Annotated in this window: 14 protein-coding genes; 3 read left to right on the top strand and 11 right to left on the bottom strand. The window is 33.2% G+C overall.

Features of this window, described 5'->3' with window-relative positions; genetic code table 11:
• Positions 1-9 precede the first annotated feature (9 nt).
• From H6F32_RS12030 to H6F32_RS12015, 4 genes are all read right to left on the bottom strand, one after another.
• Positions 10-120 (bottom strand): photosystem I protein PsaX, encoded by a 111-nt coding sequence (locus H6F32_RS12030; RefSeq protein WP_190369574.1) that lies wholly within the window; start codon positions 118-120, stop codon positions 10-12.
• Positions 121-411: 291 nt separating this feature from the next.
• Positions 412-582 (bottom strand): photosystem II assembly protein Psb34, encoded by a 171-nt coding sequence (psb34, locus tag H6F32_RS12025; protein WP_190369573.1) that lies wholly within the window; start codon positions 580-582, stop codon positions 412-414.
• A gap of 101 nt (positions 583-683) precedes the next feature.
• Positions 684-2,639, bottom strand: coding sequence for a glycine oxidase ThiO (gene thiO / locus H6F32_RS12020; protein WP_190369615.1), 1,956 nt, complete (start codon positions 2,637-2,639; stop codon positions 684-686).
• 98 nt (positions 2,640-2,737) lie between these two features.
• The gene (locus H6F32_RS12015; protein ID WP_190369572.1) at positions 2,738-3,268 is read right to left on the bottom strand and encodes a hypothetical protein; all 531 of its coding nucleotides are present in this window, start codon (positions 3,266-3,268) and stop codon (positions 2,738-2,740) included.
• Between the two features lie 228 nt (positions 3,269-3,496).
• Between H6F32_RS12015 and cimA the strand changes: the two genes are divergently transcribed.
• A complete protein-coding gene (cimA, locus tag H6F32_RS12010; protein WP_190369571.1) occupies positions 3,497-5,119 on the top strand; it encodes a citramalate synthase in 1,623 nt (540 codons plus the stop codon).
• Between the two features lie 595 nt (positions 5,120-5,714).
• Here cimA and H6F32_RS12005 read toward each other — a convergent pair.
• From H6F32_RS12005 to petL, 6 genes are all read right to left on the bottom strand, one after another.
• Positions 5,715-8,495: an Eco57I restriction-modification methylase domain-containing protein gene (locus H6F32_RS12005; protein ID WP_190369570.1), complete on the bottom strand. Its 2,781-nt coding sequence runs from the start codon at positions 8,493-8,495 to the stop codon at positions 5,715-5,717.
• Between the two features lie 56 nt (positions 8,496-8,551).
• Positions 8,552-8,965 carry a type II toxin-antitoxin system VapC family toxin gene (locus tag H6F32_RS12000; RefSeq protein ID WP_190369569.1) on the bottom strand — a complete coding sequence of 138 codons (414 nt, stop codon included), beginning with the start codon at positions 8,963-8,965 and terminating at the stop codon, positions 8,552-8,554.
• On the bottom strand, positions 8,956-9,222 hold the full coding sequence (locus tag H6F32_RS11995) for a hypothetical protein (RefSeq protein WP_190369568.1): 267 nt from the start codon (positions 9,220-9,222) through the stop codon (positions 8,956-8,958). The genes H6F32_RS12000 and H6F32_RS11995 overlap by 10 nt, the downstream gene beginning before the upstream one ends.
• A 43-nt stretch (positions 9,223-9,265) precedes the next feature.
• Positions 9,266-9,499: a hypothetical protein gene (locus H6F32_RS11990; protein WP_190369567.1), complete on the bottom strand. Its 234-nt coding sequence runs from the start codon at positions 9,497-9,499 to the stop codon at positions 9,266-9,268.
• A 55-nt stretch (positions 9,500-9,554) separates the two neighbouring features.
• A complete protein-coding gene (locus tag H6F32_RS11985) occupies positions 9,555-12,803 on the bottom strand; it encodes an Eco57I restriction-modification methylase domain-containing protein (RefSeq protein ID WP_190369566.1) in 3,249 nt (1,082 codons plus the stop codon).
• A 506-nt stretch (positions 12,804-13,309) separates the two neighbouring features.
• Positions 13,310-13,405, bottom strand: coding sequence for a cytochrome b6-f complex subunit PetL (gene petL, locus H6F32_RS11980; protein WP_190369565.1), 96 nt, complete (start codon positions 13,403-13,405; stop codon positions 13,310-13,312).
• A 172-nt stretch (positions 13,406-13,577) separates the two neighbouring features.
• Between petL and aroB the strand changes: the two genes are divergently transcribed.
• Entirely contained in the window at positions 13,578-14,666 is a 1,089-nt protein-coding gene (gene aroB, locus H6F32_RS11975) for a 3-dehydroquinate synthase (protein WP_190369564.1), read from the top strand.
• A 162-nt stretch (positions 14,667-14,828) separates the two neighbouring features.
• Here aroB and H6F32_RS11970 read toward each other — a convergent pair whose 3' ends face one another.
• The gene (locus tag H6F32_RS11970) at positions 14,829-15,194 is read right to left on the bottom strand and encodes a hypothetical protein (protein ID WP_190369563.1); all 366 of its coding nucleotides are present in this window, start codon (positions 15,192-15,194) and stop codon (positions 14,829-14,831) included.
• A gap of 333 nt (positions 15,195-15,527) precedes the next feature.
• Between H6F32_RS11970 and H6F32_RS11965 the strand changes: the two genes are divergently transcribed.
• Entirely contained in the window at positions 15,528-17,663 is a 2,136-nt protein-coding gene (locus H6F32_RS11965; RefSeq protein WP_190369562.1) for a bifunctional serine/threonine-protein kinase/formylglycine-generating enzyme family protein, read from the top strand.
• Positions 17,664-17,994: the final 331 nt, after the last annotated feature.

The following is a 17,994-nucleotide window of genomic DNA, read 5'->3' as shown; positions in this document are numbered from 1 at the left end:
CTACTTCAACTATTCAATGATGTGGAAGTAGTAAGCTGCTACTAAAAAGTTCACAGCTAATAATAATAAAGCCCAAGTAGTACGAAAAACATAAGTGGGTTTAGCTTCTTTGGTAGCCATAAGCGGTTCTCCAGATTTAATTACTTCTTTAAGAAATACCAAACAGAGGACACATTTCCAACTATTTTTAATGAAAATACAGAAAAGTCTGGAGTATGAAGTGGATAGTGGGAAGAAAAGTACAACCCACACGACTGGAAATAAATTTCTCAAGATGACTAAAAAAACCAGAATATATTTTCAGTTATTTCAGTTTACTTTAGTAAACTTTTGCTATTAGTTATGAAATTTATTTCATGGTGGGTTGGTCAGATAAACAAATAAGCCCTCTGTAGCTAACTCTGTACTCTTCTAAGATACAGAAAACGCTACAAAAATTACACCGCCAATTAAGGCCACCGCAGCAACACCTAGAATAATATAATTACGCTTTTGGTTACCTGTGGGGGGTTCTGCTTGATAAACCTTGGGCTCTTTAGCAAAGTTGTTTAACAATCCGCCTTCTTCAGTAGTATATGGCATGATATAATTCCTTAATTTTTTTCAATCTTACATAACTTAATGTTTCATAATTCTATATTAAGTTAATAAAAATTTACAATCAATTTGAAAATCAATCAAAGTTATTTTCCGATAGTTCCAGTTAAGGGCGAACTAGCACTGGCATAATCTTTCATAGGCATTCTACCAGCAAGATAGGCTAAACGACCAGCAATAGTAGCCATATTCATAGCATAGGCCATGGCGGGAGCGTTTTCTGCTAGAGCGATCGCACTATTAATTAATAACGCATCTGCTCCCATCTCCATTGCTTGTGCTGCTTCCGAGGGCGCACCAATACCTGCATCTACCACAACTGGAATCTTCGCGTTTTCAATGATAATCTGGATATTTGCAGTGTTTTTTAATCCTTGTCCTGAACCTATGGGCGCAGCTAAAGGCATTACTGTGGCACATCCCACTTCTTCTAATACCTTGGCTAACATTGGATCTGCATTAATATAAGGTAACACAGCAAATCCTTCTTTTACTAATTGTTCTGCTGCTTGTAAAGTTCCAATGGGATCTGGTAATAAATATTTAAGATCGGGGATAACTTCTAACTTGATAAAATTATTGTCTTCCTGGCCTAATAACTTGGCCATTTCTCGGCCTAACCTAGCTACTCTAATAGCTTCTTCTGCTGTTTGACAACCTGCGGTATTAGGTAACATCCAAATTTTACCCCAGTCTAAAGCCTCTGCTAAACCTTCATGGCCAGGAGCGTTAGTTTGTACTCGACGTACTGCTACTGTTACTATTTCACAACCACTAGCTAAAACACTTTGCTGCATTTCACTAATGTTACGATATTTGCCCGTACCTGTCATTAAGCGAGATGTAAAGGTTTTACCTGCTATGACTAAATTACTATCTTGTAAAATACTTTGATTAGGTTTAGGTACGTTCTCAGAAATGCTAGGAAAATAAGTCAACATGGGTTTAGTAGTAGATGAAGAACTTTGAAATCGAGAATAATGAAATTTGTCTAATAGGGAATCTGCTTTCTGTTCACAAATTAAGTCTGCTATTAATTTAGCTGTTATAGGTGCTAGTAAAATACCATTGCGATAATGTCCCGTTGCAAAGGTTAAGTTTTCACAGTGACTATTCCCTAAAATGGGTAATTCATCAGGAGTTGCAGGACGAAAACCCCACCAAAACTGTTCTATGGGATAATTTGCTATGTTGGGATAAAGCTCTATGGCTGATGTTACTAAAGTTTCTATACCCTTAGGAGTGTTATCTGGTGTAAAACCTACGTTTTCACTAGTTGCACCAATAATAATACTACCATTGCGTCGCGGCACAATATAAGTATTTTCTCCATATAATACTCTCTTTAAAGGTAGTTGAGATGACGTTTCTGGTATGCGGACACTCAACATTTGTCCTTTACGCGGAGTCACTGGTAAAGGTAATAATTCCTGACTCCATGCACCTGTGGCTAATATATAATGATCAGCACTAATTAAACCTTGATTCGTTTGTAATGCTATAACTTGGTTATTCTGTTGACATATTGCTTCTACTTCTACACCTTGCTGTATTTTGATACCTAAACAATGCACCGCTGAATGTAAAACTTTCATTAAAGCAATATTATCCACTTGTCCATCTTCAGGATACCACCAGCCACCAATCACATCCGCACCTAATCCAGTTTGGTATTGATTAATGGTATCCTGATCTAACCATTGCCCTAAAGCATGGCGATTTTTTACTCCTGGTTTACTGTAAACTGGTGCAAGAATACCACAAGGCCAATATCCACTATTTAAACCTGTGAGTTGTTCTAACTTTTGTGTCCAGTTTAAATATATATCACGCGATCGCCTACATAAAGACAACATTGCCTCATCTGCAATATTTTCTGCTTCTGGTGCTAACATTCCCGCAGCAGCATAACTAGCCGTATTTTGAAAAGTACGGCTCACATCACGACAAACTACAGTTACATTATTACCACGTAACTTCATTTCTATAGCGCAAGCTAAACCAATTACGCCACCACCAATAACTAGAATATCACTCATTATTTAGGGAACACAGAACAGGTAAAAGTTTATTGTAGAGTGTCCGAGTAAGGAGATCAAGGATTCATATACCAATTACCAATTACGAATCACCAATTACCTTACCACAAAGCGCGAATAGGAGATTTATTTTGATCTACATTCTCTGAATTAGAACTAGAAGAGGTAGTGCTAGAACCATTATTTTCTGTATTATTGTCTGTATTAGCATTTTCATTACTAGTATTAGAACCACTAGAATTAGATCTATTTCGATTAGAAGTATTAAACTGAGCTACAGCAGTGCTACCATTACTATTTCTCCTAGAATTACCTCCAGAATTGCTATTTCTGCTAGAATTGCTACTGCTAGTATTTTCTTGCTCATTACCATTAGTAGAATTATTAGCAGAATTATCAGAATTATCAGAATTATCAGAATTAGCAGAATTAGCAGAATTACCGTTTTCTCCATCATTTCTATTGGCGGTACTATTCACATTAATATTAGCTGGTAGTACACTAGACGCTCTTCGTCCAGATGGAACATTAGCACTTTGTTGTCCACCCATAGGAACATTAATTCCCAATAGTGTACCTAATAAAATTGATACACCACCAGCCATTAAAATTAAAGGTGTCCATTTACCCATTTTCTTGTTCTCCTTTGTTAACGTTAAGCTACTATCTTAGAAAAATTTATCAGTTATCCTTTATTAGCTGGTAATTTGTGATTATCTTACCATTACCTTGCTGTGAAAATCTGTTCATCTGCTTATTAGCTGTCACCCTGAAACAGCGAGAATTAACTGGTTAACTGTTTCGTTAATTATTTCTAGCTTCCTGCTACATATTGGCACATTCCTACAGAAATGTCAGTTATGACCACAACTTCCACGCATCAGATTTGGATGTATGATACAACCCTACGAGATGGTACTCAACGTGAAGGGTTATCACTATCTATAGAAGATAAATTACGCATCGCATACAAATTAGATCAACTTGGCATTCCCTTTATAGAGGGTGGTTGGCCAGGTGCAAATCCTAAGGATGTGCAATTTTTCGCTCATTTACAACAATATCCACTTCAACAAGCTGAAATAGTTCCCTTTTGTTCTACCCGTCGTCCCCACAGTCAAGCATCTCAGGAAACCATGCTACAAGCGATTTTAACGGCTGGTACTCGCTGGGTGACAATTTTCGGGAAATCTTGGGATTTGCACGTTATAGAGTCTCTCAAGACCAGTTTAGATGAAAATTTGGCTATGATATCTGACACTATTGAGTATTTACGTTCTCAAGGTAGAAGAGTGATTTATGATGCTGAACACTGGTTTGATGGATATAAGCAAAATCCCAGCTATGCTTTACAAACATTAAATACAGCAGTGATAGCAGGGGCAGAATGGATAGTTTTATGTGATACTAATGGAGGTACTTTACCTCATGAAGTGTCGCAAATTGTTAAAGATGTGATTTCTTACATAGCAGTTATTAGTAATATACCAGGAAAAAAATTGCCACAAGTTGGTATCCATACTCATAATGATGCAGAAATGGCCGTAGCTAATGCTATTACTGGAGTAATATCTGGTGCAAATATGGTACAGGGAACTATCAACGGTTATGGAGAACGCTGTGGTAATGCTAATTTGTGTTCTGTCATTCCTAATTTACAACTAAAACTGGGTTACAATTGTATTGGTGAACACCAGCTACATCAAATTACAGAAACTAGTCGTTTTGTCAGTGAAGTAGTGAATCTTGCCCATGATGAACACGCACCTTTTGTCGGCATTTCTGCATTTGCACATAAAGGAGGTATTCATGTTTCTGCTGTAGAACGTAATCCTTTAACCTATGAACATATTAAACCAGAACAAGTGGGAAATCATCGGCGTATAGTCATCTCCGAACAGTCTGGACTTAGTAATGTTTTAGCAAAAGCCAAATCTTTAGGTATTGAATTAGATAAAGAACATCCCCAAGCTAGGGAAATATTACAACGTATTAAGGCTTTAGAAAGTGAAGGTTATCAGTTTGAAGCAGCAGAAGCTAGTTTTGCTTTGTTGGTATATGATGCTTTAGGATGTCGTGAAAAATTCTTTGAAGTTAAAGGTTTTCAGGTACATTGTGATTTAGTTGAGGGTAAGGAATATACTAATTCATTGGCTACTATTAAAATAGCTGTAAATAGTGAGAATATCCTAGAAGCAGCAGAAGGTAATGGTCCTGTTTCTGCTTTAGATAATGCTTTGCGGAAAGCGTTAATTAATTTCTATCCGCAAATAGCTGATTTTGAGTTGACAGATTACAAGGTGAGGATTTTAAATGGATATACTGGGACAGCCGCAAAAACCCGCGCTTTGGTAGAGTCTGGCACTGGCCAACAACGTTGGACTACAATAGGAGTATCTACAAATATTCTGGAAGCCTCTTACCAAGCTGTGGTTCAGGGTTTAGAATATGGTTTGTTGTTATTTTCTAAGATCGCGCATTAATGCAATTAATCAAATTAAGACAGAATTTTTAGATTGTAAATCTACCATATATAATACAGCACATTCCATCTACAGGAGGTACACTATGAACACAGCAAGATGACTGTGTTACAAGGGTTTTATCATTAACATCTGTACCTCATAATAACGGAAACTGCTGTATCTAAATTTGCAATTAAGCTAATGTGCAGCACTCACTGTATAATTAAAAAACCTGAAGTTACGGTAGCACAAGCATCTTGCTTGTATTAATTATTCAAGTTAAAGGCACAGAAACTGCTGTATCTAAATTTGCAATTAAGCTAATGTGCAGCACTTACTGTATAAATAAAAAACCTGAAGTTACAGTAGCACAAGCATCTTGCTTGTATTAATTATTCAAGTTAAAGGCACAGAAACTGCTGTATCTAAATTTGCAATTAAGCTAATGTGCAGCACTCACTGCATAATTAAAAAACCTGAAGTTACAGTAGCACAAGCATCTTGCTTGTATTAATTATTCAAGTTAAAGAACAGCTTATTTCAAATTATTTCAACTGCTTTATTTTGAACGTTAAAAAGTTCTACATTTATTCTAACTAGAAGTTCAGGATCTTTAAATATTGTCATTTTCTGCTAATTCTTTACCCATGCGATATTTTATATCATAGTTGATGATAAAGTCTAATTCCTCTTGTGTAAATTTATAATGTTCTGCTAATATTTTATCTATTTGATCTATGATAGGTTTGGATAATTTGGGATAATACTCATCATAAATTACCTTACCAGTGGTTTTGTATGATGCTTCTTTGCGAAATGAATTTTTCTGAAAATCTTTCATTAATTTATCTGTTAATGTTATCAGTTGGTTTTTCATATCTGTGGACATTTTCTCTAAACTCATAGGGAAATTATGAATTTCTCTTGTAGTTAAATCTCGACAATTAGAACATATAATAAACCAGTAATAAAATAAAGAACTATTCAAAATAGCAACCATAGTTAAACTATCTAATTCTGTTTTTAAATAAATGGGTTTAAGATGTGATGATATTTTATTTCCTTCCTTTTCATTCCAAAAATAGGGGATAAAATTTATAGTTCTTATCCAATATTGAGGAGCATTATGATAATATATTATATGATGAGAATATTTCACAAAATTTAAACTTATCTTTTGATAATTACTAATTTTAGTAAAAATAGATAAACCTAAATTATTATTAATTTTAGGAATAGAACCTTTTAGGAAATAATTAGTAATATTTTGATAGCTTATATTTTCAAATAAAGTATTTCTAGTTTCTGAATACCAACGAATGTAATTAGTTGAATATACTTTTTTATCTTGACGATTAATATTTTGTTGACAAATTACAATTGTAGCTCTAATATGTTCTAAACCATCAAACAGTTTACCAGGACGATCATCAAAATTAGCAAAATATAAATAATCGGCATATTGTCTTAAATAATCTTGTAAAGATATCATTCTATCAGTACAAACAATGGGTAATTGTACAATCATTCCCAGATAACTTTTATTAATGGCAATATTACCACTTCTTTCAATAGTGAAACCATACAAATTACCACATTTTTCTGTTTGATAACCCTTAATTTCATAATCTTTTTTAACCTTACTATATTCCACATAAGGAGGATTACCAATAATCACATCAAAACCACCATGATTGATAATATCATAAAACTCCACAAACCAATGAAAAGGACGATGGGATAACTTCCACTTTTCCAACTCCTGCTTATTCTTAACATCTATCCCATATTCCCGCGCTAAATACTCATTCAACTCCTCATTTAAAATATTTAAAGTTTCTTGTATCATTTGTTTATTTTTATAAGTTTTATTAAAGGTTTGTATTCTTTTAAAAGTTTCATAAACTTCTATAAATTGTTGAGAAACTTCCACCGCCTTTTTTACCTCATCATAACTAGCAAAACCTACCAAACTATTACCCGCACGAATATTAAAATCAATATCTGGTAAAGGTTCAATTCCATAATTAGGTAAACTATGATTTGGAGTTACTTGTGCTGCTAATTTGAGAAATAAACGTAACTTACAAATTTCCGTCGCTTCCTCCATAATATCTACCCCATAGAGATTATTTAACATAATCTTCTTGAGAATAAAATAACGTCGGTTATGATGAACTTTCACATCATTTAAAATTTGTTGAAACTGTTTTATAGTCTTATCTTTATCATTATCTTCTATAAAACTTGTCATTTTTTCCAAACAAGCATCATAAAGAGGTTCAAGAACATTCACAGCAGCAAATAAAAAAGCACCGCTACCGCAAGTAGGATCGAGAATAGACATCTTACCTAATTGCTGATAGATATTATATAAAAATTGCGGTTTTTGACAATTATTAATGACATCTTCTGCAAATTGACGAATATTCAAATTATAAGTAATTAAATCATTAATACTCTTAACTTCTCCATTAACCAATTTCTCTCTAATTTCTACATAACGGTTTTTTCTGGTAATATATTCTCTCCAAATTTCCGTAGGTAAACCATAATTTTCATCTGCTGGTAAATTCCAACTTTGTCTTTTGGCAATATCATTTAAACCAATAGCAATATCATCAGGTAATGGTAAATTTACCCCTTTTTTCACTGCTTCATAAATATAACGTTCTGGGTTATCTTTTAATAAGTTCCAAATGTCATAATTTTCAATATTTTCACTTTTGACAGCATCGAATAAATAGGGAATAATGCAATTTTTACTAATATATTCTGTAATATCTTCTTTAGTATAATATGCTCCCATTTGCTTTTGGTTAATGTACTTTTCAAAGATATAACCTAAAACATCAGGGTTAATTTCATGATCATTTTTTAATGGACGTTCATCCAAATACCAGTTATACTGATCAAAGAAGTTGAATATTTGGGTAAAAGCAGTATCTTGAATAGTAATTTCTGGATAGGTTTGTTCTAAATAATGTACAGTGAATAAACCACCATTCAAATAGGGAATTTTCCCTAATAATATTTCTAATTCAGGAGTTCTATTTTGACTTCCTAAACCATTATGAAATAGTCTTAATAGAAAATAACGATAAAATGAGTAGAACTGATTATTTTGTTCATTATTTTGTTGACATTGATTTAATTTAGTTCTTAAATAATCTAAGTCGTTGTTTAAAAAACCTTTACGTTGAATAAAGTAAATGAACATTAAACGGTTTAGCATTAAGGAAGCATACCATTCATGATCAAATTTTACGGGAATACCTTTAATAAATCTTAAAAATGTATTATATTCTTTTTTGAAGTTTTCATAAAATTTCTTGGTAATTTTATCTATTGATATCTTATTATTTTTTGTGTTAATTATCTTTTTAATTGTCATCACTTTTAATTATGCTGAGATGTTTTTAATTAAAAACTTTATTCGCTATTATAGTCCTAAATAAAATCTGCTAAACAATTACCTAATTTTAAATTTTCTATATGTTGAAAATCACTATCATAAGTAAATAAGATTAAATCATGTTGAATTGCTGTAGCTGCAATCCAAATATCATTAGTAGGTATAGGTTTACCTTTTTTTCTTAATTGATGGTAAATTATAGCATAATATTTTGATGTTTTTTCATCTATAGGAAATATTTTTATTCTACTAGATTCTAAAAATTTTTCTAATTCATAACAGTTAGTTTCTTGTTTATTTCCTAAAGCAAAACCTCCTAATAATTCTCCTATAATGATTGTATTTATGGCAATAATATCTACATTTTCAATTATTTCAACTGCTTCATTTTGATGACGTTTAAAAGCAGTATAAGCATTTGTATCTATTAAAATTGATTTTATTGCCATAATTTTTGATCTATTTCATTAAATTGTTTAGTATTAAGTAAAAATTCAATTTCATCTTCTTCACTCCATGTTCCTGCAAGATAATCTAAATCATGATAAGGGTAAGAATTAGAGAGATGTTTTTCTTGGGATGATATAATTCCATTTTTTACATGATTTATTTTATCTGTAAATTCTTTTATCCACTGATAAAGGTTATTCAGTTCTTCTTCTGGTATTTTGTCAATTTCTGCTTGAATAAGTTCTTTTACAGTCATATAATTTTACTCCTGTTATTAATTTACCATAGTAGCTACATTTTTAACTAAATAAAGTTAATAATTCTCGATTTTCTGTGGGTAACTCCAGTACAATAAAATAGGAATTTGCATAAAGATAGTCTTCCCCTGATTCATCTATTATACGCATCATTTGATGTTGATTAGCTTTTTCATCGGGTATAATTTCATAGATTTTTCTAGTTTCTAATGATGCTGGGTAATTATCATTTTTTACACAGATAGCAAATTGTTTTAATGTGCTTTTAATAGGCATAATTTTACTCGTCTAAAAGGTACTTAATTCTTTGTTCATTGTCAATTATCAATTGTCAATTATCCTCTTCTGCTAATTCTTTACCCATGCGATATTTTATATCATAGTTGATGATAAAGTCTAGTTCTTCTTCTGTAAGTCCATAATGTTCTGCTAATATTTTATCTATTTCATCTATTATAGGTTTGGATTTACTGATTTTAAAAGATAAGCATTCTACAGTTTTTTTCCCTTTATAAACTCTCGTTGTGTTTTCTGCATTCAATTTTAAGTCATTTACATATTTTCGTCCCAAAATAACCAGCTTTTTATACAATTTATCTGGTAATGTTTTTATATCAAGCGGGAAAGTATTAATGTCTCTATTTCCTAAATGACGACAATCAGAAGTTATAGTAAAATACCAAAACCAAATATTGCTACTTAATACAGCAATTATCAAATATTTATCTACATTTTCTAAAAGATAAATAATTTTTTCTTCACTTGATTCTGTTGTAAAATCTACAAAAACCTTCCAATATAATCCACCACGTCTATAAAATACAATATTATTGGATTTTTTCGTAAAGTAATGCCCTATTTCACTTCTTTCCTTTCTTAATTTATCTAATATTAATACTGATTTCTCATATCCTAATTTTAGGATAGATCCTAATAATCTATTATCATTAGTTAGAATAAACTCAATTTTGGAAAATAGTTCATTACGAGTTTCGGATTCCCATAAAATATATTTAGTTGTATAAATGTTGTTATTTATGTTGCTTGTATATCCTATTTTTTGGATCATAATAGTTAATTGTAGATTAACTCCATCAAAAAGTTTTCCTGGCCGCCAACTAAAATTAGCTAAGTATAAATCTAAGGACGTTCTTTTAATATAATTAATTAGAGGTTGCATTCTATCAGTGCTAAACGCACTTAAAGGGATAATCATTCCAATATAAGATTTTATATGACTGATAAATGTACATTTTTCTAAAATATATGCAAAAAGATTACTACAATTCTTTGTGATGTTATCAAGAATTTGATAATTGTCCTTTATATCTTTATATTCCAAATAAGGAGGATTACCAATAATCACATCAAAACCACCACGATTGATAATACCATAAAACTCCACAAACCAATGAAAAGGACGATGAGATAACTTCCACTTTTCCAACTCCTGCTTATTCTTAACATCTATCCCATATTCCCGCGCTAAATACTCATTCAACTCCTCATTTAAACTATCCAAAGACTCTTGTAAAACTTGCTTAGTACCAGTAAAATCACTACTATAAACCGTAGCAGATTGAATATCTCTAAAAGTTTGGTAAACCTCACTAACTCGCTTTGCTTTCTCATCAATTCTTGTCATATCACTAAACAAGTCTAACTTCAATTGTTGAGAACCTTCCACCGCCTTTTTTACCTCATCATAACTAGCAAAACCTACCAAACTATTACCCGCACGAATATTAAAATCAATATCTGGTAAAGGTTCAATTCCATAATTAGGTAAACTATGATTTGGAGTTACTTGTGCTGCTAATTTGAGAAATAAACGTAACTTACAAATTTCCGTCGCTTCCTCCATAATATCTACCCCATAGAGATTATTTAACATAATCTTCTTGAGAATAAAATAACGTCGGTTATGATGAACTTTCACATCATTTAAAATTTGTTGAAACTGTTTTATAGTCTTATCTTTATCATTATCTTCTATAAAACTTGTCATTTTTTCCAAACAAGCATCATAAAGAGGTTCAAGAACATTCACAGCAGCAAATAAAAAAGCACCGCTACCGCAAGTAGGATCGAGAATAGACATCTTACCTAATTGCTGATAGATATTATATAAAAATTGCGGTTTTTGACAATTATTAATGACATCTTCTGCAAATTGACGAATATTCAAATTATAAGTAATTAAATCATTAATACTCTTAACTTCTCCATTAACCAATTTCTCTCTAATTTCTACATAACGGTTTTTTCTGGTAATATATTCTCTCCAAATTTCCGTAGGTAAACCATAATTTTCATCTGCTGGTAAATTCCAACTTTGTCTTTTGGCAATATCATTTAAACCAATAGCAATATCATCAGGTAATGGTAAATTTACCCCTTTTTTCACTGCTTCATAAATATAACGTTCTGGGTTATCTTTTAATAAGTTCCAAATGTCATAATTTTCAATATTTTCACTTTTGACAGCATCGAATAAATAGGGAATAATGCAATTTTTACTAATATATTCTGTAATATCTTCTTTAGTATAATATGCTCCCATTTGTTTTTGGTTAATGTACTTTTCAAAGATATAACCTAAAACATCAGGGTTAATTTCATGATCATTTTTTAATGGACGTTCATCCAAATACCAGTTATACTGATCAAAGAAGTTGAATATTTGGGTAAAAGCAGTATCTTGAATAGTAATTTCTGGATAGGTTTGTTCTAAATAATGTACAGTGAATAAACCACCATTGAGATAGGGAATTTTCCCTAATAATGTTTCTAATTCAGGAGTTCTATTTTGACTTCCTAAACCATTATGAAATAGTCTTAATAGAAAATAACGATAAAATGAGTAGAACTGATTATTTTGTTCATTATTTTGTTGACATTGATTTAATTTAGTTCTTAAATAATCTAAGTCGTTGTTTAAAAAACCTTTGCGTTGAATAAAGTAAATGAACATTAAACGGTTTAGCATTAAGGAAGCATACCATTCTTGATCAAATTTTACGGGAATACCGTTAATAAACCCTAAAAATGTACTATATTCTTTTTTGAAGTTTTCATAAAATTTCTTGGTAACTTTATCAACATCAAAGGCTTTTTTTGTCTTTTTAGTAACTTCTGATAGGGTTAAATTTTCTTCTTCTGCTAAACTAATATAAATAGCTTCTAATTTTTGAATTAAACTTTCACCAGACTGATGAATATGATAGTTATTTTCTCGACTAGCTACAGGTTTTCCTGGTTCACGTCTTACCCATTGCCAAATTTGTTGTTTTTGGGCTTCATCTGTATAAATAATTAAATGTTCATGACTATAATTAGTCATTTCTTCATCTATTTTTCTTCTAGTTTTATTAATTGGTAATTTACCATTTTCACCAAAACAATGATAAACCATTAAACCACGTTTTTGGGCAATACCTGTTAACTTATAATTCTCCATATCTACTGTTAAATAAATAGGAGAAATATCAGTATAATCCCAACCTAATTCTTCAATAAATAGTGTGGTGAAATTAAATGATTGGAGATGCTTCTTAACTTGAATGCGATTGAATTTCATAAGATTAGATTTATTTAACTACTTAATTATTACGCTAATAAACATCCTGTGATAATTAAATGTGTATAAACTCTAAACCCTTGTAAGGACAATTCGTGAATTGTTCCTAAGCTGTTGTGCCTTTAACTTGAATAATTAATACAAGCAAGATGCTTGTGCTACTGTAACTTCAGGTTTTTTAATTATACAGTGAGTGCTGCACATTAGCTTAATTGCAAATTTAGATACAGCAGTTTCTGTGCCTTTAACTTGAATAATTAATACAAGCAAGATGCTTGTGCTACTGTAACTTCAGGTTTTTTAATTATACAGTGAGTGCTGCACATTAGCTTACCATGATTTTCACAAGATTTCTAATATCCTCATAATAACGGAAACTGCTGTACAATATCTTTCTATTTACCTTGATCTGCATCTATTTAGTGAATCTTACTCACACAAGTTCTATATATGGGAAAATATCAAACCCACAGGAATGTGGGTTTTATTAGTGTAGAATTGTAGGATTAGAGAATTTTAGCAGCTCGTAGACCAAATAATAGACCTACAGCAATAGTCAAAAACGCACCTAAAAATACCACATATTCAATAGCAGCAGTCATGGATCATTCTCCTAATTACTTGATTAATTGACTAAATATATTCAAGCATAAAAACTAGATGATAGATGATTAGGTGACAGGTGACAGTAAAACCATGAAAATTCTTGCTCTTCACTCCTGAATATTCTCATCATCATGTACAATAAACTGGGCGCTTCTCAAGGCTTGATCCATGACTGTGATAAAAGTAGATATACCAGAAAAATCCTATAATATAGCGATCGCACCAGGTAGTTTAGAGCAACTTGGCGCACAAATGCAACATCTAAAACTAGGTAAAAAAGTCCTCCTAGTTTCCAACCCCATGATATTCAAACATTATGGACTAAGAGCGATCGCTTCTCTAGAAAACGCCGGTTTTCAAGTCATTCACTACAACCTCCCTCCAGGAGAACGTTACAAAACCCTTAACTCCATCCAAAAACTTTATGACATCGCTTTAGAAAACCGCTTAGAACGCTCATCCACCATGGTAGCATTAGGAGGAGGTGTGATTGGTGATATGACAGGTTTTGCAGCCGCTACATGGCTGAGGGGGATCAACGTTGTGCAAATTCCCACCAGTCTCCTGGCTATGGTAGACTCTGCCATAGGCGGTAAAACCGGTGTCAACCATCCCCAAGGTAAAAACCTCATCGGTGCATTTCACCAACCTAGTTTAGTATTAATTGATCCTCAAGTCTTAAAAACCCTACCCACAGCCGAATTTCGCGCAGGAATGGCAGAGGTGATCAAATATGGTGTAATTTGGGATACTGAACTATTCACTCAGTTAGAAGCCAGTAAACACCTTGACCAACTCCGCTACATCAAGTCCGACCTGATAGATACCATATTAACCCATTCCTGTCAAGCAAAAGCAGATGTTGTCAGCCAAGATGAAAAAGAATCAGGATTAAGGGCAATTTTGAATTATGGTCATACTATTGGCCATGCTGTGGAAAGTTTAACCAACTATCGAATGTTCAAACATGGAGAAGCTGTAGGAATTGGCATGGTTGCGGCCGGACAAATCGCCGTAGAATTAGGAATGTGGACAAATACAGATACAAAACGCCAAAATACCTTAATTAAAAAAGCCAACTTACCAACTCAAGTACCAGACACGGTAGATATTGAACAACTTATTAACGCCCTACAACTTGATAAAAAAGTCAAATCTGGAAAAGTCCGCTTTGTCTTACCCACAGCTATTGGTAAAGTTACTGTAACTGACGAAGTACCCACAGACGTGATTAAAAAAGTAATTCGTAATTCGTAAAGTTCTCAAACACGAAAAAAAGGGGGTCCAAAAAAGATTTACCCCTTGACAAACACCAAAAAACTTGTTATAATAAACTTGATGAGGAAGAACTATCTTGTCCGCTTAATCAAGTAAGTTAGGTTTAAAAACCCAACTCATAGCTATTTACACAGGTAGAGGTTACACAGGTAGAGGAGGTAAACCATTTAACTGACGTACAGCATTAATACAAACTGGACAGTCACAACCAAATAACTTAATAGCTTGATCACTTTCCGCATCAGAGAAATTTAACTCATCCGCATCATTGCCAGTTGCTTGTGCTACTTGAGTAGAAGATATAGTAACATTGGCAGGAGTATTGCTTACCTGAATACATACCTTTTGAGGTGTTGCAGTATGAGGAGACATCACACAAGAGAGATGAGTACCAGCAGAAGTATTAGCAGGACTAGCATGAACTGGTCTAGTCAGCATCACTGTAGATATTATAGATGTAAATAAAACCGGACTAGAAAGCAAAGTTAATAGAAATTTTTTGTTCATTGAGTTTTCCAACCTTATCTTATAGGAAAAACATTTTTAAGTAGTTAGCAGTCAGCCAAAGAACTTAGGATTTAAGCGATCGCTCAAAACCTAACCCATTGATTAATCTTATAATCTTATCTACAAAAATCCACATTGTCCAAATTACCAACTTAACCATTAACTAACCTTACTTCCTGTTGCCTGTTCCAAATATAATCGCAAATAGTTAATGCTAAGTATTAACAGGGTATTAATAAAAATTCATCATTGAGATGTTACACATATCACCCCTCTATCCTGTATACTACTAGTCATATATTTTTAAACATTTTAAAAACTAATAGCCCTATTGTGACTTTACTAGCAGAACGTTACGAAATTATCCGCGAATTAGGTAAAGGTAGTTTTGCTGTTACTTACCTTGCAAAAGATCATCAACTACCTAGTCATCCCTTGTGTGTGGTTAAACAACTCCATACTATTCATAAAAACGATCAGCGTGTTCTCAAACTCTTTGAAAAAGAAGCCATAGTATTGGAAAAACTGGGTAAACATCCCCAAATTCCCACATTACTGGCATATTTTGGCCAAGATGATAACTATTATATTAGTCAAGAATACATTCTTGGAAATGACCTGAGTACAGAAATTGCTCACGGTAAGCGATGGAGTGAAGATAATGTGATTCAATTATTAAAAGAAGTCTTAGAAATTCTGGTTTTTGTTCACACTCATGATGAAGGAGTAATTCACCGCGATATTAAGCCGAAAAACTTAATGCGTCGTCAACCAGATGGTAAAATCTTTTTGATTGATTTTGGCTCAGTCAAAGAACTCGGTTCAATTATCCTTAACCCCCAAGGTGGAAGTACGGTAGCTGGTTCTCCTGGATATATGCCTCATGAGCAGTTTTTGGGTAAACCCTGTTATGCTAGTGATATTTACGCTGTGGGCATGACTGCTATTTATGCTTTAACTGGTATTGATCCGCAAAAATTAGAAGAAGATGATTATGCTGAAAAAATTTGGCGTTATTCTCATTTACAGGTGAGTGATTATCTGGCAGAATTTTTAACTACCATGATCCGGCGTAAAGCTGATAAACGCTACCCCTCCGCAAAAGAAGCATTAGCAGCATTACAACCATTATTAGAACCATCTACGGGAACAATAGTTTTTACTCCTGCTAAAAATGTGTATTGTAATGAAGTTATTAAAAGATTAAAGGAAGGAAACGGAAAATTATCCGTAGTAGCAGAACAACTTTTAAAACAGGAAAGACAAAGATTAGCTTTATCAGAAGCAGATGCTAAGGAAGTATATCAATATGCTATTGCACAAGTGCGAGACTATGAAACCCGACTTCAGGAATATGAAGATTTATTAATTAAAGTGGTACAAGAACAATTTCCCTTTAGTCAACAAACAGAAGCAGAATTAGCACAATTCCGTGAATCTTTGGGTTTAAAGTCAGAAGATGTGCTTAAAATTGAAGAACGAGTTAAATATGAATATCGTCCCCAAAAACTACCCACACCTCCACCCCAACCAGAAAAGTTTTTAGGTATTTCTGTTACCAGCTTTGAATTTGAAACCGCTAAGTTAATTCAAAAACCGGGTATTTTCGGTTTTGGGAAAAGTTGGGAAATTCAACGCAGTCGCAAAAAAGCGAGATTATTTATTGAAGACTTGGGAAATGGTGTAACTTTAGAAATGGTGGCTATTCCTGGAGGTACTTTTATCATGGGTTCTCCAGATGATGAGGAAGAAAGATATAATTCTGAAAGTCCACAACATCAAGTTAATGTTCCTCCGTTTTTCATGGGTAAATATCCCATTACTCAAAAACAATGGCAAGCTGTAGCTGCACTAGAAAAGGTTAACATTGATTTAAACTCTGATCCATCTTATTTTAAAGGTGATCATCTACCTGTTGAGTGTGTATCGTGGTATGATGCTCAAGAATTTTGTGCTAGACTTTCCCAAAAGGCGCAAAAAACCTATCGTTTACCTAGTGAAGCTGAATGGGAGTATGCTTGTCGTGGTGGAACTACTACCCCCTTTTATTTTGGGGAAACTATTTCTACTGATTTAGCAAATTATCGAGGAACTGACTGGAAATATCAAGGTGAGGTTTATCCTGGTAATTATGGACAGGGACAAAAAGGAGAGTTTCGAGAAAAAACCACAGAAGTAGGAATTTTTCCGGCTAACCCTTGCGGTTTATATGATATGTGTGGTAATGTATGGGAATGGTGCGAAGATGAGTGGCACGAAAATTATATAGATGCGCCTACAGATGGCAGTGCTTGGACAAGCCTAAGAGGTGGGGAAAATGGATACGTTGTACTGCGTGGTGGTTCTTGGATCAACAATCCTTACATCTGCCGTTCTGCGTCTCGCAACCTTAATGCTTGGGCGGAGCGCGACCTCCTCAGCTACGATATCGGTTTTCGTGTTGTGTGTGGGGTGGGGAGGACTTTGTAGCCCTTTATACTCTTGCCCTTTTGACCTTTGGGTTTTTTTACCCTTTTGTCGCCTCTGGCGACTCGATTTTTTTGGCATTTTTTTAGGGTACTGGGTTAATATTTAATTTTGTTATTTTTGGGTATAGGATGAGAAGGTATTTAAACTATACATGGAATTGTGGATTTTGTCAAGTTGTCAGAATCAGGATATCCAGGATTTAAGGATGTACAGGATTTGATTGTTGATGATAGACTGGTAAGTTAGTGTTTGTGTGCGATCGCTAAACTTTGATTTTGTCACAAATCACGATGTACAGGATTTGATTGTTGATGATAGACTGGTAAGTTAG

The sequence above is a fragment of the Anabaena sp. FACHB-1237 genome (genome assembly GCF_014696225.1).
GTDB lineage: Bacteria > Cyanobacteriota > Cyanobacteriia > Cyanobacteriales > Nostocaceae > FACHB-1237.
This window is presented reverse-complemented; position numbering and strand designations above follow the sequence as displayed.